Source organism: Aquimarina megaterium XH134 (assembly GCF_000520975.1).
Lineage (GTDB): Bacteria > Bacteroidota > Bacteroidia > Flavobacteriales > Flavobacteriaceae > Aquimarina > Aquimarina megaterium.
The window spans coordinates 81837-107201 of record NZ_JACB01000003.1; the positions used below are offsets into that span (position 1 = coordinate 81837).

Genomic DNA, 25365 nt, shown 5'->3' on the forward strand with positions numbered 1-25365 from the left:
TGATTAAAATACAAGCACAAGCTTTATTTTCTATGTGATTGTTAATCATTGTTTTATGTGTTTAACTCTTTGTTGAAAATAAAAAGTGTTTATTATGATTAACTAATACTCGTATGTATTAATCAATAAAATAGTCTTTAGGTAAATTCTATACCTATTTAAAGCTAACATTATAATAAGAAATTAATTTCTTGGGGCAACAAGAGAACCCGAGATATTATTTTCCTGTAAATTTAAATCAGAAAGCTCACGAGATTCGTATAATTTCATTTCTTCTTTTACCCATTCGATTAATTGTATATACTCTTCATCATTACTAAGAATAAGGACACGATTTAATCGTAAAAGATGGTGATTAGCGTATTGCTTGTATTTTTTTATCGTAGTATCAGAAACTGAATAAAATGGTTTGTCAACCAGTATTTTATATTGTTTTCCGTTATTCATTACTATTTGATCCTTATGCTCGTATATAATCCTTGTTTTGGATAAGGATTGTGCGTAATTATGTAATGAAATAAATAAGAAAACTAAAAGTAATAATTTTTTCATATAAATATTCTATCGATTCGGAAAGCAAAAATACGGTAAAACCGTAAAACAACAAGGTTTGTAGTGCTTAGATCGTTGTTTTTTCGATGAAATGCATGATTTTTACCTTTTAACTAACTTAAAATGGAAAAAAAGCCATTAAAAAATATTTTTTAATGGCTTTTTATTCATGTTATATTAATGAAATTGATTCATAATTAGTTCATAATTAGCTTATGAACAGATGTTTTATGATCAGTTTTTAGCTTAACCAAATATGCTCCATTGGCAAGATTTCCAGGATTAAATGATTTATTACTTACATTATCATTTTTGTATACACTTCTTCCAAATAGATCGAAAATGATAACCGAAATATTATCTGTAGGAGCAGTAACTCTAAGGATTGTGTTAGTACCACTTACTACTGGATTTGGTGCTATTGAAACTTGAGAAGCTTTTGTAGTATTAAAACTCTCTACTGTTACGCCTCTAGCAGTACCACCTATCGTGAATGAAGTACTTTCTGAACTACCAAAAGAACCACCAGATGCTAATGTTGTACTACCTGCTGTTAATGAGTACGATCCGTTACCATATTGACAGCAAATTCCATCTCCATAAACATCACTTATTGTAAATGTATAAGTACCAGCAGCCAAACATTCTGTAAGAGTTAATGTAGAACCATCGGCCTGAGAACCATATGTTCCTCCAGAAGCTACAACTTGATTGCTACTATTAGTAATTTGCCAGCTTGTTTCTTCTGGGTAATTATCGAATGTAAAAGATAAATTTACATCAGTACAAGAAGGGGTTGTTCCTGTAGATAGTTTAACGTCATCAAAAGTGATATCACCACTCCAGGATGTGCTGGTAATACCATTAAATCTTAATTTTACTGTAGCTCCGGTATAGGATGCTAAATCAACACTTGCTGATTTCCAAGAATTACCTTGATTACCAGATTTGGTCCATAAAGAAGTCCAATTAGATCCATTATCTGTACTCGCTTCTAGTGTTAATGTTCCTATGCTAGTACCATACATATGATATTGAAAAGTAAATGTTGCTTGAGAAGCAGCACTAAGATCAAAACAAGGAGAGTTTAATATTGCTCTTTTGTTAGGGAATCCTGAACCGTTTCCTGAAGCTTCTGTATATACATAGTATGTACCTTCTGCCGCACTTGATGGCCCGGTGTTATTTGATGGAGTTCCGTTAGCATCTATAGTCCAGTTAATATCATCACTAGTAGCTTGAGACCATGCTCCAAGTGTATTTTCGAATCCTTCAGCATAAGGGAAAGACGAAATCTCTCCTGTACATCCTCCGCCAGTATTTCCTGGTAGTGTAGTTGCAGTTGCAGTATTACTAAAACCAGATTGGTTTCCTGCAGCATCTTTAGCTTTTACTCTAAAAGAATATGATGTATTAGCAGATAATCCAGTAGCTTGATAGGTTGTAGTTGTAGCTGTTCCTATAACTGTATTACCTTGATAAACATCGTATCCACTTACTCCAACATTATCTGTAGAAGCGCTCCAGGATAGATCAATGGTAGTTTGCGTTGCGTTAGAAGTAGCCAAACTTGCAGGAGTAGTAGGTGCTTGTGTATCTCCACCTGTTCCTCCGGTAATTTCGAAGTTAGCATTAGAGATATCAAAGAATATGTTTCCAGATCCTCTTACCATGATTCTGTTTTGTGTTCCTTGAGAATTCGGAACTGTTATGCTATGCGAACCGTCGTTTGGTACCGCTGTAGCGATAACGGTTGGATATGTATTTCCTCCATCTGTAGATAATAAAATATCTACATTAGCAGCATTAATTCCATTTCCAGTTGTACCAGCAACATCCCAGGTTACAGTTTGCGTAGAACCTGCAGACCAGCTAACATTAGTATTCGGAGTGTTAACTACAAAAGGCCCAGCAGAAGCAGTAACATTAACTTTCATGTTATCACTATTATTTGCTCCACCACCAGCTTTGTTATCTCTAACAGTTAACCTGAAGTTTAAAGCTCTCGTTACATCTGGTACAGCTTCCCATTTCCATGAGGTAGCACCAGTTTTAATAGTTTGTAATCTTGGAAAATACCTTTGATTAGATGCAGTAGGAGTATAAGATCTGAAAGCAACACCAGAAGTTACAGTTGGTCCAGGATATGTTCCTACACGATTATCCATTTGTTCCCAGCAGTAAGTAAGTGCGTCTCCACTATTAGCATCAGTACTTTGTCCAGTTAATACAAATGGAGTTCCTTTTGGAACCGTATAATCTGCTCCTGCATTAGCAGTAGGAACAGCATTACCTGTATTGGTATTGGTCTGACAGCTTGTTGATTTTACATAATTTGTAATCTGCTGGATTGTTGCTGCATGAAAATAAGGATCACTATTCTGTTGTACATCCGTAGCACCAGTAATTCCTGCATACCCCATTATAGTAGTACCACTTCCTGGTTCCATTTGTACGTTTGTTCCTTCACTACGGAATGTATACGTATGATTTCCTCCAAATTGATGTCCCATTTCGTGTGCTACATAATCTACATCATAAATATCTCCCTGAGGCGTATTTCTTGAAGAAAACGCACTTCCTTTTTTTCCATCTACACATACACATCCGATACATCCGGCATTACCATTTTTTGGAGCAAGAACAAATACATGGCCAACATCATAATTAGCTTCTCCAATTACACTGGTTAATGTAGATTGTAATTGGCTGTTGTAACTTCCTGTATAGGGATCTGTATTTGCATTTGTATACACAACATCATCATTGTTTGCAATGAGAACCATTGTAACTCCAAAATCGGTTTCATATATTCCGTTTACACGAGTCATAGTAGCATTAATTGCTGCCATGGCTCCAGCCTTAGTACCTCCGTGAAATTGAGCATACTCCCCAGTAGTCGAAACGGCTAATCTATACGTTCTTAAAACACCATCATCGGCATTTTTTTGATTGATTGCACCACTATTAGAAAAGTTAGGTGTATTCTCATTAACAGAACAATTTAACCTATCAACAGTACCTGATCTCTGATCTCTAGAGTAAATAGTATATACAGAACCACTGGTTGTATAAGGCTCTATAAATACAGTTTTAGAATTACCAGATAGACGCATACTTTGTAACCCAGAAGGAGCAACACTAAATCTGATTGTAGCTGTTGGGTCGTCAATTCCCTGGCCAGCATACGATTTAATCTCAGGATATTTGGCTGCAAGATCAGGGTGCATTACAGGAGCTTCTACTATTCTAAAAGATTCCATAGCACCTTCCGCATTCGGAAACTGCATAATAACAGTAGAGCCATTTGATGATTTTCCTCGCAATTGAGAGTTCTGAAGTGCTTTTTTCAGAGCTTTGATATTAAGATCAAAAAGAGTGTTTGATGGTAAATCGGTCTTTGTTTTTATAACATTAAGACTTTTTGAGGAATTAGTTCTTTGCCAAGGATTATTACCTTGTGCGAATACGTGGCCTACAATAAATAAGCCCACGAATAAAAATAATCGCGTTTTCATATAAGTTGAGTTTGAGTTAGGGGGCAAAAGTAGAAATATTATCTAAATTTTTGCTAAATGTTTGAGGATTTGTTGGTGTTATGTTGTTATTTATGGTTTTTACGTAATCAGTTAACGGTTTTAGTGAAGAATTTTGCAATAAATGCGATTCTGTAATAGGTTTCTAGTACGCAAAATTTGGAAAGATTAATTTAGGAAGGAGAATTTTTAAAAAAAGCAGAGTTCAAAAAGAAGAATAAAAAAAGACCACTATAATAAGTGGTCTTTTTTTATTTTAAATATGTATAATATTATAAATTAGGAATAACAAGCTCCTGATCTGGGTGAATAACGTCAGGATTTTTAAGAATATTTGTATTTGCTTCAAAAATAGCCTTGTATTTCATTGCATCACCATAATAGTGCTTTGCAATTTTGCTTAATGATTCACCGCTTTTTACTGTATGTCTATGATATACAGAAGTATCAGCAACTTTAATATCCGCCATAATATCAGAAGGAGAATTACCACCTATTTCTTTTATTTTATCCCAAAGTTGGTTTTTTTCATACTGTGTTTTTGCAGTACCTTTTATCTTAAGAGTTCCATTTTCTTCAGATACATCACCATCCTGGATATTTAATTCTTGTCCTAAATCCAGAACACTTTGATATTTTGACTTCACCATAACTAAGTTGATTTTAAATTATTAATTAGCTTTACCCAAATATAACAAATAATAGAATGGTGTTCACATAATTTTAGGATTAAAAATTGATCAATTATCGTTGAAATGCATAATTTATCTATATCCGGACACTTTTTAATACTATATTCAATGTTCCGTAAACGTTATTATTATATCATTCAGTTGCAATACCTTGGTTTTAGATATCATGGTTGGCAGAAACAACCTACAGTAAATACTCTTCAGCGAATGGTAGAGCGAACAATCGCTTTTGTTCTGGAACATAAAGACTTTAAGGTCTTGGCTACAGGAAGAACAGATGCCAAGGTATCGGCTAATGAAACCTATATTGAGTTATTTGTAGACCATCAACCTTTGGATATTGAAGTGTTTTATCCTTTATTGAATCAAAATCTTCCTCAGGATATTAGGGCTTTGGGTATTGAAGAAACTAATGAGCAGTTTAATATTATTCAATCCCCAAAGAGTAAAGAATATTTGTATTTATTCTCCTTTGGAGAGAAATTTCATCCATTTTGCGCTCCGTTTATGTACAATATTGCAGAAGAACTTGATATAAATTTAATGCAAGAAGCAGCTGCGTTATTTGTAGGAAAACATAATTTTAGATCGTATTGTCACAGGCCTACAAAAAATACGATTTTAGAAGGTGAGGTAACACATTGCGAAATTGAAAAAAATGAAGTGTATACTGCTAGTTTTTTCCCTAAAGAAAGTTATCTTTTACGAGTAAAAGGTGAAGGGTTTAAAAGAAACCAAATTCGTTTAATGATGGGAGCATTATTGGATTTAGGAAAAGGAAAAATAAATCTTGATTTCATTAGACAAACCCTGGATCCTGAATCAGAAGAAATTATATTAGAGCATATAGTTCCTGGCTCCGGATTAATATTAAACTCTGTTGAATTTAAAACATAAAATATGAAAGTTTTATCTACTAATATCGCAACACCACGTAGTATACTTTGGAAAGGAAGAGAAGAAAAAACAGGGATCTATAAACTTCCTGTAGAAGATTCTATATATTTAGAAAAAGAAGATGTTCGAAATGATCATGTTGTAGATAGAAAATATCATGGTGGCGTTGATAAAGCTTGTTATTTATATTCGGCAGATCATTATCCCTATTGGAAAACAAAATATCCAGATTTAGAATGGAATTACGGAATGTTTGGTGAGAATGTTACAGTAAAAGGGTTTGACGAAAAAAATATAAAAATAGGATCTATTTATCAACTTGGAAGCGCTACAATACAGATTTCACGCCCCAGGCAACCTTGTTACAAACTAGGTATTCGTTTTGGTAATCAAGCAGTGTTAAAGCAAATGATAGACTCATTGCTTTCTGGAGTTTATGTAAGAGTCATTCACCCGGGATCTGTTACTGCCAATGATGAATTACAGCTAACAAAAGAAAATGATGATGGAATATCTATTGCCGAATTAAATACATTATTATTTCATTATGATGAAAACACACACTTAGAACTTGCTAAGAAAGCACTTAGTGATACTTTGGTTTCTGATAGTGATAAAAAATATTTTAGAAAAAAAATAAAAGCTTATTAGCATATGCCAGATAAGACAAGATTGTATAGTCCTGATAAAAATACTATAGTTACTATTGATAATGGAGAGTTAATAAGTTACCAGGTCGATGGTATAGAAGTAATGCACCAAAAAGGAGATTTAGGATGGGGAAATACAGAAATCGAAATGTTTCCTACGATTGGCTCGACTAAAGAAAATCAATTTTCGGTACAAACTCCAAAAGGAGAAGCAAAACTGGATCAGCACGGGATTTTAAGAGTTATGGACTATCTTCCTTTAACAATTGAGAAAAGTAGTGCTTGTTTTCATAAAAAATACGTAGCGAATACCCAGTTGTCTAATCATAAATTTCCTAATAAATCTTCACAACAATGGCTTAATTGGCCATATGATTTTGAGTTTATTAAAACTTTTGAATTATCGAATGAAGCTTTAAAAATTGTCTTTGAGATAAAATCAGAAAGAAATATGCCATTGATGTTAGGGTTTCATCCTGCATTTAAGATTTATAACCAGAATATCATATTGAAAACTGCAGATCAGCATATTTCTTTGGATACGATTTTAAAAGCAGGAGCATCTGCTTTTTTATTAGAAAATTGTAAAGAAATATCTATCACCAACAATGGTAGTCTTGCTATTAATATAAAGACAAATGGTTTTAGACATATCATGCTATGGAGTGAAGTAACAAATATGGTTTGTATAGAACCCATTACTTTTTATCCTGCCAGCGTTCCTGTACACAAATTACATACAGGGTTTGATTATAGTTCTGGGTATGAAAAATATGAAGTTATTATTTCTCCAGACTCTAATTAGTATTTCTTTTGTTTTAAACTTTTAAATCTATTATAAAATTGTGATTTGCGATTTTTGAATAGTAAAACACAATTAATTCATAAAATTTTAGTTACTATAGGGTTGATTCTTAAAAAATTAAGTTTTATTAACGCTCCAAAATTTTACAATAGAGATCGCTCTATAATTGTTAATATTTTAGTTTAACTATTTCAAGAGTCTTAACTATGATACATTACAGCCCTTCTATTTTTGTAATGATTATATGGTAGGCTATAAAAAGTAATAACACAAACTCAGTATTTTTGAAAAGGGGCCTTTACATACTAATTTTAATCTATACTATTCTCCTATCCTGCAGTAATGATGATAAACTTTTAGACGATAAATATGTTCGTGGTGTTCGGCTAACGAATAATTATGCAGAAAAAACAAATGATGATACCTTTTTAAGGTACATACTTAATGATGATTATATAATTACAGGGGTGCATAAAGTTAGAATAAAACCGAGTGTCTCAAAAAAAGAAGATACTATATCGGTAAAGAAAGAAAAATCTCCTGAAAAAAAGCCAAAGGAAAATACTAAAAAAATAAAGAAGAAAGTAAAGAAAGAAATAGAAAGTGATTCTATCGAAATTAAGTATAGAAGGTATCATTTTATTGGGTTACCACAAGAAGTCACGAACCAAATAGTAACGCTACCCAAAAGAGAAGGCTTTGACAGGTTGATACAACAACAAGAAGCAACATTAGAAATATTAGAAGAAAAGTTAATAAGCAGAGAAGATATTGGTGGTAAAGTATATAAAGATATAGCAATTGACTACCTTGTAGAAATTGACAATCATTTAAAATTTGTAGAATTTTATAATGAAAGATTGTACGATGCATATTTAAAATTGGTAATAGAAGCAAAACAACTCGATCGTTCGATAGAAGAAGAATACAATACTGTATATGGGAGAATCAATAGCAGTACCGTTAAAGATTCTTTAGATGTAGAAAAACTGGTAATTTTAGAAAAAAAATATACATCACATAAAGAATTATTACAGACGCTCTTGGACTGGAATTTGAAGTTAGAAGATTTTCAAAATTCTACTGATGACTTTAAGATATTAAAAGATCGTAATATTGCAGAGACATTCGAGATGTACAAAAATAAAACTTCGCAAAAAGAAGTAATTCATTATTTAGAAATACGATTAGCAGATTTATTTCATAATGCTATGCGATCTCCAGAATAACATTAAGATTTTGAGTTTTCTTCTTCCAAAATTGTTAGTACTAATTTAATAGTATTGTACGCTATAGCCCCTTCAAAATGTTCAAAATATGGTTTTAAGGTTTCTGGGTTGTCCAATTCTTTTTTAGCATTTTTTACGGCATTAATATCTTCTTTATTTACAAATTGTTTTAAATCAATACTTTCACCATTTTCATAGAGTTTCATTATATGTGAGAAGATAGTAGATTGTGCCAATTGGCGTTGCAGTGCTATTTCTTCTATAGAAAGTCCTTGTTGATACAAGGTTAAAGTTTCTAAATGTGTATTTCCTTTTTTAGTGCTTTTCTTTTTTTTCTTTTTTGTTTTTTCGGCAGAAAAATCAATAATAGCTTTAATAAATTGGTATCCGTAGTTTTGCATCTTTTGTCGTCCAACCCCATTAATCTGCATAAATTCTTCATCACTCATCGGGCGAAACTTCTCCATTTCTTTAAGAGTTGCATCACTAAAAATCTGATAGGCAGGAATACCAGCTTCTTTTGCTAATTCTAACCGCAGTTGACGTAATTTCTCAAATAGGTTAGGTGCGGCTCCCTGATCTACCTGCTTTACAATAGCCGCTTGTTTTGCTTTTTCAAACTCTTTTAAATGTGCCAGACTTACTTTTTCTCCTTCGAATAGTACTTTTTTAGAAAGTGAAGTAAGTTTTAATTTGTTATTTTGATGAAAAGCAATTTCCAGATATCCTTGATTGATTAATTGTATAATGTATTGTTGCCAATCTCTCCACGCTATATCCTTACCAATACCATATGTTTTTATATTTTGATATTCTTTATCATATACAGCTGCATTTTGCGCACCTCTTAATATATCAATCACAGTACCGATAGGTTCCTGTTCTTTGATTCGGGTTACTGTAGATAATGCTTTTTGGGTAATAATAGTTCCATCTATAAAAGTTGGAGGATTTTTACACACATCACAATTACCACAATTTTCTTCGATTAATTCTCCGAAATAACTAAGCAGAATTTTACGTCGACAACTCAGCGAATCAGCATATTGTTTCATGCGATCCAATTTCGCTAATTGTACTTCTTGATTACCAGACATGTTAGCAAATTTTTGCAATTGTACTACATCTGCATAGCTATGAAAGAGTAGAGTAGAGGATGGTAAGCTATCTCGACCGGCACGTCCGATTTCCTGATAATACCCTTCGATATTTTTTGGTAAATTATAATGAATCACCCAGCGTACATTAGATTTATCTATACCCATACCAAAAGCGATGGTAGCACAAACAATTTGAATAGTATCATTAATAAAACCTTCTTGCACATAGGATCTCTTTTGATGATCTACTCCTGCATGATATGCTTCTGCATTAAATCCCTGGTTTTGCAGTTTTTCTGATAGCATTTCGGTAGTTTTTCTACTTAAGCAATAGATAATCCCACTATCATTTGGTTTGTCTTTTAGAAATTCGATGATTTGCTCAATTCTTTTGTTTCCTGGTCGTACTTCGAGGCTAAGGTTTTTACGATCAAAAGAAGCAAGATGTTGTTTGGCATTAGAAATATTTAACTGGTCACAAATATCTTGACGTGTCGCTTTATCCGCAGTAGCAGTTAGAGCGATAACCGGAGTTTTAGGAAACCTGTTTTTAAGATACCCCAGTTGTGTATATGCAGGTCTAAAATCATGACCCCAGGCAGAAATACAATGCGCTTCATCTATTGCAATTAAGCTAATCTCTATTTGCGAGAATATCACATCTAAAAAAGATAAACTCTCTGGAGCGATATATAATAGTTTGATTTCTTTATCCGATAATTGTTGATAAATTTCCTGTTGCTCGGTTTCGGTTTGGCTGCTATTGATAAAAGCTGCTTTAATACCGTTTGCCAATAAGCCATCTACCTGATCTTTCATTAAAGCAATTAAAGGAGAAATAACCAAAGTCACCCCAGGCAATAATAGCGCTGGTAGCTGGTAACATATAGATTTACCACCTCCTGTAGGCATAATAACAAGGTTATCATCTCCGGCAAAAACAGAGGTAATGATATCTTGCTGTAATGGACGAAAGCTGTCGTACCCAAAATATTCTTTTAAGGTATGTGAAATGAGTTGTTGATCTGGCATAACTACAAAGAAAAGAAAATAGCATGTGAAAATGAATTTGTATGTATTATATGTTAATTGCTTTATAAAAAACATTAAAAGAATAAAAAAAAGAGATTACTAAAAATGTAATCCCTTTTTAACTATTATGTCTGATTAAATAATTTCTGCTTTACTTTAATAAAACACTTCCAAAAATAGGGGCATTGTTATTACAGTTGGTATATCGTCTGGTTTCAAAACTAAATTGTAATACAAAATCAGAAGGGATATTACCATTTATAGATAATCGAACTAATCCGTTTCGAGTTTGCCCAGCAGTCTGAAATGTTCCTAGGGACCCTCCATTAGCACTAATATTAAGTCCAGAAGGGAGGTTTAAAAATTTAAAATTCCTCGCTTGAGGATATACTGCATTAACACCTGATATGTTTGTGGTGGTCAATTGTAGAAACGCAAACCCATTTCCATAATTCTGAAAAGAAGTTTGATCCAAAGTAATACAGTTACCATTACTGTTTTTTTCGAAAACTTTTGTTTGTGGTAATTCTTTAGATACATTATTTTTTTCACATGCTATAATAATAGTAGCTAAAAAGAATAATGAAATCACTTTTTTAAATGCATTGTAGTTCATGTGTGTAAGTTTTAAAAGTTTAAAACTAAGTTAGTTATGTTTTGCTTGGAAATTTTACACAAAAAAACAAAACAGTTACACTTTTTGAAGAAAAGAGTTATTTGTCCGATATCTTCTTCAAGGATGATATGAAACCCTTATTCTACAATAAAGATATTATTTCCTTATTCCTAATCTTTTCTAGAAGAAAGGTTAGAATAATATGTGTTGCAATTAAATTGGTTACAAATCTATTCTTATAAGTCGCAAGTAGTTTATTTTAATAATACATTTCCGGAAATTGAATTATAACAACTGGTGTCTCTATGACAGATATTAAAACTAAATTGTAATACGAATCCAGGGGGGATATCACCTCTTATCTGAATTGGTATTATTTCGGTTTTATTCTGTCCAGAATTTTGAAGTATGTTTAGTGATTCTTGTGAATATTTGGTAGTGATAGAAAGTCCTAGTGGAAGATTTAGAAATTTAAAATCTTTCGCTCTTAAGTATGAAATATCAATATCCGGAATATTTGTGATGCTTAGTTTTATATATGTTAGGTCGTTTCCTAATTTTATAAATGAAGTTTGATCTAGCAAATAACAGCTGTTGTTGCAATTCTTTTTAAATATTTTGGGAACTTGTTCTGTAGCAGAATAACTATATGTACAGGCTATAGTACATACCATAATAATAGTTAATAAGGAACATAGTAAAATTCCTCTTTTCAGCGTATTGTTAATCATTATAAAGATTTTGGGGTTTATATTATATAGAACAGTTTAAAATATATTTACCCTACTTTTTATAAAAAGAAAATGTTTATTTCTAATTCTTTTTCAGCAATGCTTACATAGTTTTTAATGTAGTTTGGAGAGATTTCCCCTTAATGCTCATTGCCTTTATAAATCCACATGGGTTCGGTTTCACCAGCTCTAACGAATCCTACTTTTTGATAAAAATCAATTGCTTTGCCATCTGCTGTTAACATTTGCATATGAAAATGGCCATATTTTTCCTGCATTTTGTCTACTATCATTTTTCCAATACCTTTTCCCTGATAATCAGGATGGATAAGTAAATGAGGATAATACACAACCAAATATCCATCAGAAATTGCATTACCCAGTCCAACCAGATGATCTCCGCTCCAGGCAGAAACTAATGAATGGGAATTCAGTAAGGCATTATGTAATTCTATAGGCCTATCTGCAGAACTCCATTTATTAGCTTTATATAAATCAATGATTTGTTTTAACTCAATATTTTTTGTTTCTGAGATTTTTATTTCCATTTTATTTGTACTAGTATTCTACAGTGTTATTTGTTTATTTTTTCTACGATAAGTATAGTATGAATTTCTTCAATATCATCTGCTTTTTTATATTTTTTTTGAAATGATTCTTTGATCTCTAAGGATGCTGTCGTTAAATCTTTTTCAATATTTTTTAAATCATGATAGTAAAAATATACTCTATCTCCACTACTTCCTGATAGATATCCAGAGTCACTTGGGTTTCCGGCAATAAAACTTATATAAAATATTCCTGAATCATTAAGTAATTTATTACAATCCATTATCATTTTCGTACAATCTGATTGTGATAAATAGGGGATACAGAAACCGCAAATAATGGCATCAAATTTATTTGGTATGGTATGTAGATCTCTGCTATCCATTACCTGTACTTTGGCTGTTGGATTATTTTTTTTAGCCAGCTCTATCATATTTACCGAATTATCTATGGCTGTTATTCTAAAATTAGGATTTTTAGTTAGAAGATACTGGGTAATATTCCCCGGGCCACAACCAATTTCGAGAATATTAGGATTAATTTTAGGAATTAATTCGCAGAATATGTCATAGGTATCATTGTACAAATCCAGATTCATGAATTTATCTTCATAAACCTGAGCTATTTTATCCCAAGTTTTAAATGTTTCCTGATATCTATCCATTTTTTCTTTTTAGAAGTACATGAAGAATACTTTCATTTCAAATCTCGATTATGGTAGATTCTCCAGAACTAAAATCGTTACAAGTCCATTGCCAAAATTCGTTTAATTTTATTTTTCCCTCTTCCATATATTCAATGTATGATTTGCATTTTCCGGTCATTAATTCATGCTCTTTGTTTATGTGTTGATATACAAATTCTAAGTGATCATTAACCCATTTTCCTACCAAATGCCCTTTTATAATTTGCCCACCGTCATAATTAGCCCAAATGATGTTTTCATTTTGGTTATATCTAAAAATAGTTTCATCTGATACTTCTCCATTATTGGTATTAGACTGTGTCTTGAATTTTTTATTGTTTAAATCAATCTTCATTGTTTTACTTTATCGTGTTCATGAGTGGCAATATACCTGATACAAAGTATTACTTACTCTGTTTTTACGTTTTAAAATTTGTCGATTAGAGAGGGTAACTTTAGGTGAAATGTATTGAAAATAGATTTTTGGAATAAAAAAACTATTCATGATGGAGCGACTTACTTTTCTATTAATCGATATCTTTTTCTGTCAAATTCATCTTTCATTTCATTTTGATTATAAACTTTCAAAAGTTCAATAAAGCCATTTTTGCACAATCGATCTAAATCATTTTGAGAAATATCGTTTGCCGTAAAATACATCGATTCTCCATTTACTTCAATAAACCATGGCATCCACAAAACGCCCCACATTTCCCAAAAATATTCAAATTCACTACTATTATTTTCAGAACACCTTTCTTTTAATTCACTCAAGAATAATTCTAAACGATCATCCATAAATAATTTGAATTTTTAAAATTATCAACATCAATAGTATCAATTCCTATTTGTATCCTAAGGGTAATCTAAGATAATGAAAGAGAAGTATATGTAGCATGTTATAATTCTAATTTTTTGGCCCCTATTTCTTATTTTTTAGAACTAAAGAAATTAGGCGTGATATGCATCTAAACTAGAAAAACTTATATAAAAAAATTATGAAGTATATGATAAGAAAAAACAGGTATTACTCAAATAAATCAGAACTTAGATACCTATCTCCACGATCACAAATAATAGCAACGAGCACGCCGCTTTTTAGCGTTTTTGCTAATTTTATAGCAGCAGTAACAGCTCCGCCGCTACTCATGCCAGAGAAAACACCTTCTTCTTTTGCTAATCGTTTTGCCATATCAGTGGCTTCTTCCTGGCTTACTTCGATAACCTGGTCTACTTTATTTGGATTAAAGATTTTAGGAAGATATTCTTTTGGCCATTTACGTATTCCGGGAATTCTGGATTCGTCTGTAGGTTGTACTCCAACAATTTGTATATCTTTTGATTGTTCTTTGAGATAAGTCGATGTTCCCATAATTGTTCCTGTAGTTCCCATGGAGGATACAAAATGTGTAATTTTACCTTGCGTATCTTTCCAGATTTCTGGTCCGGTAGTTTTATAATGAGCACGCCAATTATCATCGTTAGCAAATTGATTAAGCATTACATACCCTTCTTTATTAACTTTATCTTCTGCATAATCTCTAGAACCTTCTATTCCTATATCTGATGAGGTAAGTGTTACCTTTGCACCAAAAGCACGCATAGTCTGTACTCGTTCTTTGGTAGAATTTTCGGGCATTACCAATTCAATATCCAGTTTAAAAATTCCTGCAATCATCGCCAAAGCAATTCCTGTGTTACCGCTTGTTGCTTCGATAAGCTTAGTATTTTGATTAATATCACCACGATCCAGTGCAGATTTAATCATATTATAAGCGGCACGATCTTTAACACTTCCTCCTGGGTTATGCCCTTCTAGTTTTAGATATAATGTAATATTGGGATTGTCTATTAGGGAAGTAACCTTTACCAAAGGGGTATTTCCTATCAGGTCTAAAATACGATGTGACATTAGATAACTTTTTTGATCTTAATTTCTGCTGTATTTGAAATAATTGAATTTTCGGAAACCGAAGAGGTAATCCATGCATTACCACCAATGGTACTATTGGCTCCAATAACAGTACTTCCACCTAGTATTGTTGCATTAGCATAGATAGTTACATTGTTTTCTACAGTTGGGTGACGTTTTACATTACGAAGTTTTCTGTCTACATATAATCCACCAAGAGTTACACCTTGATATATCTTAACATTGTCTTTTATGATTACTGTTTCTCCGATAACAATACCAGTTGCATGATCAATAAAAAACGATTCTCCGATTTCTGCTCCTGGGTTAATGTCAGTACCTGTTAATCGATGTGAATATTCTGTCATTAATCGAGGGACAAGGGGTAAACCAAATTTAAGAAGCTCGTGACTTAATCTATAGATTGCTATAGCATAAAACCCAGGATAGGCCATATATATTTCTTCTATAGAATTTGCTGCCGGATCACTTTTCATAAAGGCCTGAGCATCCAGATTTAATTTTTCTAGTATACCAGGTAACTTCTCTAGATAGGATTGCCATAGTTTACTACATGGTTTATCGGTTTCCCAACACGATAGATCAACAAGCGTTTCGAAAGTTTTTTCAAGACGATCTATATTCTTAGCTACTTCTGTGTCTGTATCGAATAATGTATAGAAAAGTAATTTCGTAAAATATTCGGTTTTTTCCTTTAGCTCAAGCTTAAGATTCGGATTCTTTTTCAGCTCTTTTATCTCATCGATAATTTGATCTCTTTCTTTAGTCATTGTAGTTTGTTTGAAAACTCTAGTAAATATATAGAATAAAAGGTATAAAAGTCTTTTTAAACCATAAATACTTACATTTTTAAAATAATAATAACATTAGAAGGGTATAATTGGTTGTATTCTGTAATTTTTAGTTAAACTTTCATCAGTATAGGATATGTGAATAATGAATCATTATTGATCGGTTTATGATTTAAATCATATTTGGAGGCATTGTGTTTATTTATTTTTACATCAATAAAAGATAAAAAGATCTTTTTATAATAAATTAAATTAATTATCACTATGTTATCTAAAAAACAAGCGCGAAATTTCTTTCTGGGAGGAACATTGGTCACTTTTTTGGCATTTATTGGGTTAACGATCTATTCTTTTAGTGAAGAACAAGATCAATCCAACTATACCAACATAACAGAACAAGTTGTGCGTGGAAAACAGTTATGGGAGACAAATAATTGTATGGGATGTCATACTCTTTTAGGAGAAGGAGGATATTATGCTCCAGAACTAACCAAGGTTCTCGATAGAAGAGGAGAAGGGTATGTAAAAGCAGTGTTAATGACTCCTGTTCCCTGGGCACCAAATGGCAGAAAGATGGTAGCTTATGGTTTCTCTGAAGAAGAAGCAAAAGATCTTATCGCCTTTTTTGATTGGATTGATGATATTGATCTAAATGGCTTTGATAGAGTTGTGTCTCCATTAGCAAAAGATGAAAACTAAATAACTTAAAAATATAAATAGATGAAATACAAATCTCAAAAAGTAGCATACTGGTTCTTTGCCTTATCCATGTTACTATTGGTCTTACAAATTACCTATGGATTTATTATGGGTTTTGCTCGTATTGGTATGGATGGGTTACATGATTTTATTCCCTTTAATACAGCTAGAGCCGTACATACAAATTTATTAGTAGTCTGGTTATTATCAGGCTTTATGGGGGCTGCATATTATATTATTCCCGAAGAAGCTCAACGTGAACTTGTAAATGTAAAATTGGCTTATGTACAATTAATTTCACTAGCACTGGTTGGTGTTACTGCCATTATAGGATATCACTTTAATTGGTGGGAAGGACGTAAATTTTTAGAAATACCAAGACAATTAGATTTTTTGGTTGTTATTAATGTTCTATTATTTTTAGGATTAATACTCATAACTCTTTTTAAAGGAAAACGTAGGACAACTACAGCATTAGTACTTTCTATGGGATTACTGTTTGCTGCCTTATTGTATTTGCCAGGAATGTTACCATTTGATAGCCAGGTGACGGATTCATTTTTTCGTTGGTGGGTAGTACATTTATGGGTAGAAGGAGTTTGGGAACTTATTATGGGAGGTATTCTTTCCTTCTTGCTAATAAAACTTACCGGAGTTGATAGAGAGGTTATAGAGAAATGGTTGTATGTTATTGTGGGGTTAACTTTTTTATCAGGAGTATTAGGTACTGGTCACCATTATTATTACATAGGAGTTAACAAAATATGGTTAATTGTTGGAGGTATATTTTCTGCTTTAGAGCCTCTGGCCTTTTTAGCAATGGCACTTTTTGCAGTAAATATGTATCGAAAAGGAGAGAAAAAACACCCTAATACCATAGCGTTATTCTGGACTATAGGATCGGCAATTGTGTCTTTTGTAGGAGCAGGGCTATTAGGTTTCGCTCATACATTACCTCAAACTAATTTATATACGCATGGTACTCTGGTTACGGCCATGCATGGTCACCTTGCTTTTTGGGGAGCATATGCAATGATTGTACTTGCAATTATTAGTTATTCTTTACCAAATCTAACAGGTAGAAAATTGTACAATAGTGTAAGAGGAAGAACTTCATTCTGGACATCAAATATAGGTATGATAGGTATGACAGTTGCTTTTGGTGTCGCTGGTGTTGCTCAGGTATATTTAGAACGTAAGTTTAAAATGGAATTTATGGCTGTACAAAAAGAGATTAGCATTCACTTCGTTGTATTGATTCTCTGTGCATCATTATTTACTATCGGAATCATATTATATATAATTGATTTCATAAAGCATGGTCGCCCTAATGATGAAGCTATGGAAGTTCGAGAAGTCTAATTGATATAAAATATAGTTTTCTTTTTTCAAGATAAGGTCTAAAAAGACATGTTGCGTTTATGTATCTACCTTTCCCCCATATACTGTAGATGTACGATTGATGTTACAGTGATAAAACGATTCGAAAGACTTCATTTATTACTACTCATAACTTTTTAGGCCTTTTTCAATTTAAAAACAATAAAATTATGGATCATAATGCTACCAACGGAAACAAAACAATACTATCTAAAATAGCTGTAGAAGTACCACTAAATCCACCTTTTTATAAGCCCATTGCCAAGGAGATAGAAGTTTTTGAGCATACTTATAAAAATAAACTTCCTGTTCTTTTAAAAGGACCTACAGGAACAGGAAAGACAAGATTTATTGAATATATGGCATATCAATTAGGGAAAAAGCTAATTACGATTTCTTGTCATGAAGAGACGTCATCTACAGATTTGATAGGTCGTTACATAATTAAAGGAGCAGAAACTATATGGATAGATGGTCCTTTGACAAAAGCGGTAAAAGAAGGAGCTATTATTTATCTCGACGAAATAGCAGAAGCCAGGCCAGATGTTATCGTGGCAATTCATGCATTAACAGACCATCGAAGAGAGTTGTTTATTGATAAATTAGGAGAGACTATAAAAGCACATCGGGATTTTATGTTGGTTGCTTCTTTTAATCCAGGGTATCAAAAAGGATTTAAAGAGTTAAAACCATCTACAAGACAACGATTTATTGCAGTATCATTTCAATATCCATCTCCAAAGATAGAGTCTGAAATTATAGAAAATGAAACAGGTGTTACCGAGGCATTAGCAAGAAAACTGGTGAATATTGCCAATAAGATCAGAAATCTTACAGAATTAGGGTTAACAGAAACGGTTTCAACACGATTATTGGTTGATGCTGCAAAATTGATTCATTCTGGATTGCCAAAACGATTATCGGTTAAGGTAGCTGTAGTAGAACCACTAACAGATGATGAGGAAATAACAACTGCATTGACAGACCTATGTGATTTAATGATATAACAGAATCTTATGTTTGAGCCTGATGAATACATATATAGCAAAGTAGTTAGTTTTTTAAAAAGACGGAAAAAAAAGTCTCAGGAAAAAAATCAATTTGCAGTAAAGTTAGAAGATATAAAACCACGATTAACGATTCTGGCTCGAGCAATAACTGGAGAAGCAATAGAGCTTTTTGAAGCCGAAAGAGAAGGCGGATATAAGAATAATAATTTCTTTCTACCAACTCGTTTTTCAGAATTTTTAACGATAGAAGAAAATATTTCATTTTATGTATTTAGAACAGTCTATTTATCGATGCAAAAAAAACTGGGATTTAATTTTACTCCAGCAGATGAATATGCTATAGAAGAGGCTCAAAAAAAAGCAAGAGAAACCTCTGATAAGGTTTTGATTGAAGTACAGGGTCAATTTCCTTTTGTACTAGAGATATATCAGAAACTAAAAACCTGTTTTGAAGCAATAACACCAAAAGAAAAACAGCCAGATTTTACCTATATCTATGGAAAATGGATGAGCAATGATCCATTTTTAAAACCAAAATATGAGCTAAAGAATTTTTCTGAGAAAGCAAAAGAAGCAATTCTGGATGAAATCAAAACTACGCTAAAGGCTAATGCCGTAGAAGAGATCGTAAATATAGAAGTAGACAAAAAGACACAGGAAGATTATGTACTTACCCATAATTTTGAAAAAGTAGAAACAGCAGAGGAGTATGATGGGGGATGGCGTGATTTTGATGGAGATGATGAACTAGAGGAGCATGGCAATGCACTAGAAGAGCTTACTATGAAACATACGGTAAGGGTTGATGATCCCACACACTCTATATATCAGGCTGATTTTATAGAAAATACAACAATTTCAGAAAGCATTGAAGCAGATACCAAAGGATACCATATATCTTATGACGAATGGGATTGTTCTAAACGAGACTATAAACCAGATTTTTGTAAGGTTTATCCTAAAAATCAAATCGAAACCGACATTGAGTATTATAAAAAAACATTAAAAGAAAATGCTTCGACTTTAATGGGACTTCGTAAAATGCTTACCTCTGTTAATAATAAATACCAACAACAACGAAGACAGGTACAAGGAGAAGAATTCGACTTAGACATGATTACAGACTTATTTACCGATGTGCATTCTGGACATACACCTTCGGATAAAGTGTATGTGTCTAAACGGAAAAAAGAAAAAGATCTTTCTATTTTATTATTGTTAGATGTTAGCTTATCTAGTGATGGATATGCTGCTGGGAATAAAGTAATTGATGTAGAAAAACAGGTGTCCATAATTTTTGGAGAAATCCTGAATGAGTTTGGAGTCGACTTTTCTATACAATGTTTTTATTCTAAAACCAGAAACTATTCTACTTATATCACTCTAAAAGGATTTGAAGATGACTGGAATACATCCAAGTTTAAGATAGGAGCAGTATCGCCTTGTGGATATACTCGTATTGGTGCTGCACTAAGACATTCTGGAATGCTGATGGATCAGCGTACTACCAAAAATAAATGGGTAATTCTTATTTCTGATGGGAAACCTAATGATTATGACAAATACGAAGGGAAATATGGCATTAACGATGTGAAACAAGCACTTAGAGAACTAAACCAAAGACAAATAAATTCGTATGCATTAGCTATAGAAGCTCAGGCAAAATACTACCTACCACAAATGTTCGGGCAGAATCATTATCAGATTTTAACAACACCGGTAGAACTCTTACAATCATTAGTACAGCTTTATGAAAAAATAAAATACCAAAATTAAATGAATTCTTTTTTACCAGAAGTAGAGAAATTACCCGAGGGACACCCGGTAAAAGTGTATTATCAGGAAAGTGAACTCATCCAGAAATTACTATCAGAATTATATGAAGCAGATGCGATAGAAGACTTTCAACAGTACTTCAATATATTTAACCAATTAACAACTATAGAAAAACGATTTGCTCGAAAAGAGAACCAGCTATTTCCGTATTTAGAGAAACATGGTTGGAATGGCCCCAGCAGGGGTATGTGGTCTTTTCATGACAATTTAAGAGACCAGATTAGGCTGCTAAATACACATAATGCAGAGAGAAATACTACTAAAATCATAGAAAACCTTCCGTATTTGATAGAAGGAATAAAGCGCCTTCTCACTCTTGAAGATATGAGATTGTTTCCTATTGCCATGCAAATACTTAGTGAAGAAGATTGGAAAGAATTTTATGAAGGAGATGAAGAAATGGGGTGGATGTTACCCCAGAAACCAAAGCCATATCCCGCAATAGAAACAGCATATATTCACCCAAGCGAAGATTTTACCGAACGTGATTTACCATTTTCTTTAGAAGATACCTTTCATTATGATGAGGGTTACATGACCCCAAATCAGGTAAACCTATTGCTTTGCTATTTACCGGTTGATATTACTTATGTAGACGAAAACGATAAAGTTATTTTTTATAATCGGGGAGAAGATCGCGTTTTTCCCAGAAGCAAAGGAATTATAGGAAGAGAAGTTCGTTTTTGTCACCCTCCCAAAAGTGTAGATATGGTACTACGTATAGTAGATGAGTTTAGAGCTGGTACAAAAGACGTGGCAGAATTCTGGTTTAATTACAGAGGTCAGGTAATTCATATCCGATACTTTGCCATTAGAGATAAACACAAAAATTATAAAGGAGTTATCGAAATGTCCCAGGATGTAACCGAAATTCAAAAACTGAAAGGAGAAAAACGACTGTTGGATTGGGATTAAAAATATAAAGAAAAGTACAATTGTTAGATAGAACTCTATACAAGTAGTGAAGGATTAAAGAAGATAAATGAAACAAACAACTATTAACTATAGCAATATATACTACCCGCCAGGAGGAATTCTTATGTGGATCATAATTTCTTTAGAATTAATAACTTTTGGAATGGCTATAATAGCAATGGTATATTGTGGCAAACAAGAACCTGATCTTTTTCATCAATCAAGGATGCTGTTAAATCCGGTTTATGGAATTCTTAATACTATTCTTTTGCTTACCAGCGGTTTTTGTATGGCAATTTCGGTTCATTATCTAAAAATTAATATCCCACAAAAATCTAAAATACTGTTATTAGTAACCATGCTGTTTGGAATACTATTTTTACTAATAAAGACCTTTGAATATAACGAGAAAATAAATCTAGGCCTTGATATTAATCATAATTTGTTTTTTACATTTTATTGGTTACTCACTTTATTTCATGTCATACATGTTATTGTTGGTTTGGTGATATTAGGCTCTGTTTACTTCGGACTAAGAAAAGAGAAAACAAATATAGAAGATGTTGAAGCAAGTGCTTCATTTTGGCATATGTGTGATTTGATATGGTTATTTATTTTTCCTATCATTTATTTATTTTTTTGATAAAAAAGAGACATGTCTGTTTTAAGTGATGTACACTAATTTTAAAAGATATCCCATGAAAAAAAGTATAACTATTACCTATGTGTTTTTAATATTGCTAACCGTTATTTCGGGAATAATATCAGGTGCAATAAATAAAAATATTTCTTTTATCATTTTACTATTATCTGCATTAAAATTTATTGGCGTATCGTTTTATTTTATGGACTTAAAAAAAGCACATACTTTTTGGCAATCTATTATAATAGGTTATGCAATAGCATTGGTTATCATTGTTTTAATGATTTGATGATGTTATCATTTTATAACTGTGAATCGATCTGCAATTGATAGGAATAATGTATTGAAATATCGACACAAATTTTGAATACATGAACTGATATTTATCATAATTTTTTTATGAGTTTGATCCTATCTTTAGTATAGAATTTAAACCTAATAGAATGAAAAAAAGAACACCTGTTTCCAAAATTATGACTTCCGATGTAATTACCTTAAATCACACTAATGGTTTAGAAACAGCGGAAAAGCTATTTAAAGAAAATAATATTCGTCATATTCCTGTAGTTAGTGGCGATGCCATTATTGGTATGTTAAGTTATACAGATTTACTACGTATAAGTTTTGCCGATGCCGTAGAAATAGATGAGCAAGATGTTGACACGGTAGTTTACGAAATGTTTACTATAGAACAGGTAATGGCAAAAAATCTGATAAGTGTAAGTTCTAGTACAACAATCAAAGAAGTTGCAGAAATATTGTCAAAAAAAGAATTTCATGCATTACCCGTAGTAGATAATGATAAACTGGTAGGTATAGTAACCACAACAGATTTGATAAATTATTTATTAGATCAATTCTAATAACCCAGTTTTTAGAAAATGCAAAAAAGGGAAGCAATGTGCTTCTCTTTTTTGTTGAAATAAAGTAAAGTTTGATCTACTGTATTCCATAAAATTTAGTTAAACTTCTATAGAGAAAACAGATTTTAGTATTTTTAAGATCAAAGTATATTATATGAGTACCATACCAAAAACAATATTTGAATTTTTAAAAGATCTAAAAGAAAACAATCATCGAGATTGGATGACAGAAAATAAGAAACAGTATCAAAGTAATGAAAAAATACTCAAAGCGTTTTATGCATCTGTTGCAGAACGATTAAATGAGAAAGACGAGATCGAAAAAACTAAAGTATTTAGAATTAATCGAGATGTTCGTTTTAGTAAAAATAAAACACCGTATAATGTGCATCGCAGCGCAAGTTTTAGTAGGGCAGGAGCACATAGGAGAGGAGGGTATTATTTGCGATTAGAACCAGGTAATTCACTTATGGCAGGAGGTTTTTTTAGCCCAGAACCAGCAGATTTATTACGAGTTAGGAAAGAATTCGAAATGGATGACCAAGAGATTCGTGAAATATTATCAAATGCAGATTTCAAGAAAGCATTTAATGGTTTTGACTCTTCAAACCAGGTAAAAACAGCTCCAAAAGGATTTAGTAAAGATCACCCTAATATTGATTTGATCAAAAACAAATCATTTTTTGTCGCTCATAACTTTACAGATGATGAGGTTTTTGCACCTGATTTTCTAGATAAAGTAGTATACCATTATGAATTGCTAAGACCATTTTTTGATTACATGAGTGATGTGCTTACTACGGACCTTAATGGTGTTTCTTTAATTGATTAGAGAATAATGGAAATACGAATCATAAAAGATAATAGAAGAAATGTATTGTCTTGTATTAGAGAAGATGGCAGTATAACCAGTACTGGTTTAGGCCCTGATCTTCCTAATCATGATATGGCACATTTTGTTGTAGAATCTTATTTTGGTTTAAAACAAGGGTTTTATGGAATGATAAAATCAGGGATGACTATAGAAGACCTTTCTAATAAAGAAATTATTAAAACCTTAGGAAAAGAATCTTGGCTTGCCGAGGTCTTAGCAAGAAATCTTCAAGCATTAGGTTCGGGTTCTAGTACGATAGAAGAATTTATTTCTTTGGTTATTTGGGAAACAAATACGATGTCAATTCAACCTCCAAAAATGAAATTATCCGATGTTAAAAAAATCAAATCCAGTTTTAATGAGCTATGTAAACAATGGAAACAATTATCTGATCAGGATTGTCTGAGCTTGACGTTTTAAAAAATTATATTATTAACATTGGAAAATTCTGTGAGGTTTTTAAACTTAAAATGATTTATTAATAAAACCTCACAGATATATTGATCAGTAAACAACAAACTCTTCGATCTTGATTTAATGTAGTTTATGTCGTGATAGAATAGATAAGGAAATTAAACCTGAGTCATTCCTCCATCAACTTCTAATTCTATACCATTAATATAAGATGCATCATCAGATGCCAGAAATAAAGCAGATTTAGCTATTTCTTCTGGAGTCCCAAAACGACCTAAAGGTACTTGACTGGCAAAACCTTTTCCCATTTCTTCTGAAACATCTTTTGGTAGCCCCATTTTACTAAAAATAGGAGTTGTAATAGGCCCTGGAGAAATAGAATTAACGCGAATACTTCTGGACTTTACTTCTGATGTTAAAACCCTTTGGTAAGCACGTAATGCACCCTTGGTGGCAGAATATATCGCTAGACCGTCAAAAGCTCGATGTGTTACTACAGAGTTATTAAAAAGGATTGTTCCTTCATCATTAATATGTGGTAATGCTTCTTTAACGGCTAATATTGGTCCTTTTACATTAATATTAAAAATCTCTTCATAATGTGCTTCTGTGATTTCATGAGTTGGAGTGGGACGTAAAACAACGCCAGCATTAAGGAATAGAATATCAATTTTACCATATTTATTTATAGCTTCTTTAATCAATCTTTTATTATCTTCTGGTTTGGCTACATCTGCTGTAACGGTTATAAAATCCCCTACAAGTGTTTCTGAAACTTCATCCAATGCTTCCTGGCGTCTTCCTGAGAGTACCACTTTGGCACCTTCTTGTAAATACAGCTTGGCCGTTGCTAATCCGATTCCGCTGTTTGCTCCTGTAATAACAGCTACTTTGTTGTGCAGTTTTTTCATCTTAATTGATTTTTTGTTAATA

27 protein-coding genes are annotated in these 25365 nt (G+C 32.3%); 14 read left to right on the top strand and 13 right to left on the bottom strand.

The window, feature by feature from the left end; genetic code table 11:
* Positions 1–183 precede the first annotated feature (183 nt).
* The 3 genes from Z053_RS27815 to Z053_RS0103190 all read right to left on the bottom strand — a co-directional run bounded on the left by Z053_RS27815 (position 184) and on the right by Z053_RS0103190 (position 4738).
* The gene (locus Z053_RS27815; RefSeq protein ID WP_025663585.1) at positions 184–552 is read right to left on the bottom strand and encodes a hypothetical protein; all 369 of its coding nucleotides are present in this window, start codon (positions 550–552) and stop codon (positions 184–186) included.
* 197 nt (positions 553–749) lie between these two features.
* A complete protein-coding gene (locus Z053_RS29785) occupies positions 750–4070 on the bottom strand; it encodes a reprolysin-like metallopeptidase (RefSeq protein WP_025663586.1) in 3321 nt (1106 codons plus the stop codon).
* Between the two features lie 290 nt (positions 4071–4360).
* A complete protein-coding gene (locus Z053_RS0103190) occupies positions 4361–4738 on the bottom strand; it encodes a LysM peptidoglycan-binding domain-containing protein (RefSeq protein ID WP_025663587.1) in 378 nt (125 codons plus the stop codon).
* 150 nt (positions 4739–4888) lie between these two features.
* Between Z053_RS0103190 and Z053_RS0103195 the strand changes: the two genes are divergently transcribed.
* The 4 genes from Z053_RS0103195 (at position 4889) to Z053_RS0103210 (ending at position 8361) form a co-directional block, all read left to right on the top strand.
* Positions 4889–5677 carry a tRNA pseudouridine synthase A gene (locus Z053_RS0103195; RefSeq protein WP_025663588.1) on the top strand — a complete coding sequence of 263 codons (789 nt, stop codon included), beginning with the start codon at positions 4889–4891 and terminating at the stop codon, positions 5675–5677.
* 3 nt (positions 5678–5680) lie between these two features.
* The gene (locus Z053_RS0103200) at positions 5681–6328 is read left to right on the top strand and encodes an MOSC domain-containing protein (RefSeq protein WP_025663589.1); all 648 of its coding nucleotides are present in this window, start codon (positions 5681–5683) and stop codon (positions 6326–6328) included.
* A 3-nt stretch (positions 6329–6331) separates the two neighbouring features.
* Positions 6332–7132 carry an aldose epimerase family protein gene (locus Z053_RS0103205; protein WP_025663590.1) on the top strand — a complete coding sequence of 267 codons (801 nt, stop codon included), beginning with the start codon at positions 6332–6334 and terminating at the stop codon, positions 7130–7132.
* 284 nt (positions 7133–7416) lie between these two features.
* On the top strand, positions 7417–8361 hold the full coding sequence (locus tag Z053_RS0103210; RefSeq protein ID WP_025663591.1) for a hypothetical protein: 945 nt from the start codon (positions 7417–7419) through the stop codon (positions 8359–8361).
* A 2-nt stretch (positions 8362–8363) separates the two neighbouring features.
* On the opposite strand, the gene recQ is transcribed toward Z053_RS0103210, so the two are convergent.
* The 9 genes from recQ to epsC form a co-directional block, all read right to left on the bottom strand.
* Positions 8364–10493 carry a DNA helicase RecQ gene (gene recQ, locus Z053_RS0103215; RefSeq protein ID WP_025663592.1) on the bottom strand — a complete coding sequence of 710 codons (2130 nt, stop codon included), beginning with the start codon at positions 10491–10493 and terminating at the stop codon, positions 8364–8366.
* Between the two features lie 151 nt (positions 10494–10644).
* The gene (locus tag Z053_RS0103220) at positions 10645–11109 is read right to left on the bottom strand and encodes a hypothetical protein (RefSeq protein ID WP_025663593.1); all 465 of its coding nucleotides are present in this window, start codon (positions 11107–11109) and stop codon (positions 10645–10647) included.
* Positions 11110–11363: 254 nt separating this feature from the next.
* A complete protein-coding gene (locus Z053_RS0103225; RefSeq protein WP_035094886.1) occupies positions 11364–11840 on the bottom strand; it encodes a hypothetical protein in 477 nt (158 codons plus the stop codon).
* A gap of 140 nt (positions 11841–11980) precedes the next feature.
* Entirely contained in the window at positions 11981–12388 is a 408-nt protein-coding gene (locus Z053_RS0103230; protein WP_025663595.1) for a GNAT family N-acetyltransferase, read from the bottom strand.
* Positions 12389–12414: 26 nt separating this feature from the next.
* On the bottom strand, positions 12415–13053 hold the full coding sequence (locus Z053_RS0103235; RefSeq protein ID WP_025663597.1) for a class I SAM-dependent methyltransferase: 639 nt from the start codon (positions 13051–13053) through the stop codon (positions 12415–12417).
* A gap of 37 nt (positions 13054–13090) precedes the next feature.
* A complete protein-coding gene (locus tag Z053_RS0103240; RefSeq protein WP_025663598.1) occupies positions 13091–13429 on the bottom strand; it encodes a hypothetical protein in 339 nt (112 codons plus the stop codon).
* A 161-nt stretch (positions 13430–13590) separates the two neighbouring features.
* A complete protein-coding gene (locus Z053_RS0103245) occupies positions 13591–13872 on the bottom strand; it encodes a hypothetical protein (RefSeq protein WP_025663599.1) in 282 nt (93 codons plus the stop codon).
* A gap of 229 nt (positions 13873–14101) precedes the next feature.
* Entirely contained in the window at positions 14102–14986 is an 885-nt protein-coding gene (gene cysM / locus Z053_RS0103250; RefSeq protein ID WP_025663600.1) for a cysteine synthase CysM, read from the bottom strand.
* The gene (epsC, locus tag Z053_RS0103255; RefSeq protein WP_025663601.1) at positions 14986–15777 is read right to left on the bottom strand and encodes a serine O-acetyltransferase EpsC; all 792 of its coding nucleotides are present in this window, start codon (positions 15775–15777) and stop codon (positions 14986–14988) included. The genes cysM and epsC overlap by 1 nt, the downstream gene beginning before the upstream one ends.
* Before the next feature lie 285 nt (positions 15778–16062).
* Between epsC and Z053_RS0103260 the strand changes: the two genes are divergently transcribed.
* The 10 genes from Z053_RS0103260 to Z053_RS0103305 all read left to right on the top strand — a co-directional run bounded on the left by Z053_RS0103260 (position 16063) and on the right by Z053_RS0103305 (position 24438).
* Complete coding sequence (locus tag Z053_RS0103260) at positions 16063–16497, top strand: c-type cytochrome (protein WP_025663602.1); 435 nt, start codon at positions 16063–16065, stop codon at positions 16495–16497.
* Positions 16498–16518: 21 nt separating this feature from the next.
* On the top strand, positions 16519–17859 hold the full coding sequence (locus Z053_RS0103265) for a cbb3-type cytochrome c oxidase subunit I (RefSeq protein WP_025663603.1): 1341 nt from the start codon (positions 16519–16521) through the stop codon (positions 17857–17859).
* A 188-nt stretch (positions 17860–18047) separates the two neighbouring features.
* A complete protein-coding gene (locus tag Z053_RS0103270) occupies positions 18048–18884 on the top strand; it encodes a CbbQ/NirQ/NorQ/GpvN family protein (protein ID WP_025663604.1) in 837 nt (278 codons plus the stop codon).
* Between the two features lie 9 nt (positions 18885–18893).
* Positions 18894–20663, top strand: coding sequence for a nitric oxide reductase activation protein NorD (locus Z053_RS0103275; RefSeq protein ID WP_025663605.1), 1770 nt, complete (start codon positions 18894–18896; stop codon positions 20661–20663).
* A complete protein-coding gene (locus tag Z053_RS0103280) occupies positions 20664–21638 on the top strand; it encodes a DUF438 domain-containing protein (protein ID WP_025663606.1) in 975 nt (324 codons plus the stop codon).
* Between the two features lie 67 nt (positions 21639–21705).
* On the top strand, positions 21706–22281 hold the full coding sequence (locus tag Z053_RS0103285) for a cytochrome c oxidase subunit 3 (protein WP_025663607.1): 576 nt from the start codon (positions 21706–21708) through the stop codon (positions 22279–22281).
* Between the two features lie 55 nt (positions 22282–22336).
* Positions 22337–22570: a cytochrome C oxidase subunit IV family protein gene (locus Z053_RS0103290; RefSeq protein ID WP_035094890.1), complete on the top strand. Its 234-nt coding sequence runs from the start codon at positions 22337–22339 to the stop codon at positions 22568–22570.
* Between the two features lie 154 nt (positions 22571–22724).
* Complete coding sequence (locus tag Z053_RS0103295) at positions 22725–23144, top strand: CBS domain-containing protein (RefSeq protein ID WP_025663609.1); 420 nt, start codon at positions 22725–22727, stop codon at positions 23142–23144.
* A 154-nt stretch (positions 23145–23298) separates the two neighbouring features.
* Positions 23299–23976: a DUF2461 domain-containing protein gene (locus Z053_RS0103300; RefSeq protein WP_025663610.1), complete on the top strand. Its 678-nt coding sequence runs from the start codon at positions 23299–23301 to the stop codon at positions 23974–23976.
* Between the two features lie 6 nt (positions 23977–23982).
* Positions 23983–24438 carry a hypothetical protein gene (locus Z053_RS0103305; protein WP_025663611.1) on the top strand — a complete coding sequence of 152 codons (456 nt, stop codon included), beginning with the start codon at positions 23983–23985 and terminating at the stop codon, positions 24436–24438.
* Positions 24439–24590: 152 nt separating this feature from the next.
* Here Z053_RS0103305 and Z053_RS0103310 read toward each other — a convergent pair whose 3' ends face one another.
* Positions 24591–25343: an SDR family NAD(P)-dependent oxidoreductase gene (locus tag Z053_RS0103310; protein WP_025663612.1), complete on the bottom strand. Its 753-nt coding sequence runs from the start codon at positions 25341–25343 to the stop codon at positions 24591–24593.
* Positions 25344–25365 lie beyond the last annotated feature (22 nt).

Excerpts from the sequence above, each read along its gene's own strand:
- Z053_RS0103270 (WP_025663604.1), top strand. The coding sequence starts at position 18,048 with ATGGATCATAATGCTACCAACGGAAACAAAACAATACTATCTAAAATA.
- Z053_RS0103285 (WP_025663607.1), top strand. The coding sequence starts at position 21,706 with ATGAAACAAACAACTATTAACTATAGCAATATATACTACCCGCCAGGA.
- Z053_RS0103295 (WP_025663609.1), top strand. The coding sequence starts at position 22,725 with ATGAAAAAAAGAACACCTGTTTCCAAAATTATGACTTCCGATGTAATT.
- epsC (WP_025663601.1), bottom strand. The coding sequence starts at position 15,777 with ATGACTAAAGAAAGAGATCAAATTATCGATGAGATAAAAGAGCTGAAA.
- Z053_RS0103265 (WP_025663603.1), top strand. The coding sequence starts at position 16,519 with ATGAAATACAAATCTCAAAAAGTAGCATACTGGTTCTTTGCCTTATCC.
- Z053_RS0103220 (WP_025663593.1), bottom strand. The coding sequence starts at position 11,109 with ATGAACTACAATGCATTTAAAAAAGTGATTTCATTATTCTTTTTAGCT.
- Z053_RS0103300 (WP_025663610.1), top strand. The coding sequence starts at position 23,299 with ATGAGTACCATACCAAAAACAATATTTGAATTTTTAAAAGATCTAAAA.
- Z053_RS0103205 (WP_025663590.1), top strand. The coding sequence starts at position 6,332 with ATGCCAGATAAGACAAGATTGTATAGTCCTGATAAAAATACTATAGTT.
- Z053_RS0103290 (WP_035094890.1), top strand. The coding sequence starts at position 22,337 with ATGAAAAAAAGTATAACTATTACCTATGTGTTTTTAATATTGCTAACC.
- Z053_RS0103190 (WP_025663587.1), bottom strand. The coding sequence starts at position 4,738 with ATGGTGAAGTCAAAATATCAAAGTGTTCTGGATTTAGGACAAGAATTA.
- Z053_RS0103225 (WP_035094886.1), bottom strand. The coding sequence starts at position 11,840 with ATGATTAACAATACGCTGAAAAGAGGAATTTTACTATGTTCCTTATTA.
- Z053_RS0103280 (WP_025663606.1), top strand. The coding sequence starts at position 20,664 with ATGAATTCTTTTTTACCAGAAGTAGAGAAATTACCCGAGGGACACCCG.
- Z053_RS0103230 (WP_025663595.1), bottom strand. The coding sequence starts at position 12,388 with ATGGAAATAAAAATCTCAGAAACAAAAAATATTGAGTTAAAACAAATC.
- Z053_RS0103260 (WP_025663602.1), top strand. The coding sequence starts at position 16,063 with ATGTTATCTAAAAAACAAGCGCGAAATTTCTTTCTGGGAGGAACATTG.
- Z053_RS0103195 (WP_025663588.1), top strand. The coding sequence starts at position 4,889 with ATGTTCCGTAAACGTTATTATTATATCATTCAGTTGCAATACCTTGGT.
- recQ (WP_025663592.1), bottom strand. The coding sequence starts at position 10,493 with ATGCCAGATCAACAACTCATTTCACATACCTTAAAAGAATATTTTGGG.
- Z053_RS0103235 (WP_025663597.1), bottom strand. The coding sequence starts at position 13,053 with ATGGATAGATATCAGGAAACATTTAAAACTTGGGATAAAATAGCTCAG.
- Z053_RS0103240 (WP_025663598.1), bottom strand. The coding sequence starts at position 13,429 with ATGAAGATTGATTTAAACAATAAAAAATTCAAGACACAGTCTAATACC.
- Z053_RS0103310 (WP_025663612.1), bottom strand. The coding sequence starts at position 25,343 with ATGAAAAAACTGCACAACAAAGTAGCTGTTATTACAGGAGCAAACAGC.
- Z053_RS27815 (WP_025663585.1), bottom strand. The coding sequence starts at position 552 with ATGAAAAAATTATTACTTTTAGTTTTCTTATTTATTTCATTACATAAT.
- Z053_RS29785 (WP_025663586.1), bottom strand. The coding sequence starts at position 4,070 with ATGAAAACGCGATTATTTTTATTCGTGGGCTTATTTATTGTAGGCCAC.
- Z053_RS0103200 (WP_025663589.1), top strand. The coding sequence starts at position 5,681 with ATGAAAGTTTTATCTACTAATATCGCAACACCACGTAGTATACTTTGG.
- Z053_RS0103305 (WP_025663611.1), top strand. The coding sequence starts at position 23,983 with ATGGAAATACGAATCATAAAAGATAATAGAAGAAATGTATTGTCTTGT.
- cysM (WP_025663600.1), bottom strand. The coding sequence starts at position 14,986 with ATGTCACATCGTATTTTAGACCTGATAGGAAATACCCCTTTGGTAAAG.
- Z053_RS0103275 (WP_025663605.1), top strand. The coding sequence starts at position 18,894 with ATGTTTGAGCCTGATGAATACATATATAGCAAAGTAGTTAGTTTTTTA.
- Z053_RS0103245 (WP_025663599.1), bottom strand. The coding sequence starts at position 13,872 with ATGGATGATCGTTTAGAATTATTCTTGAGTGAATTAAAAGAAAGGTGT.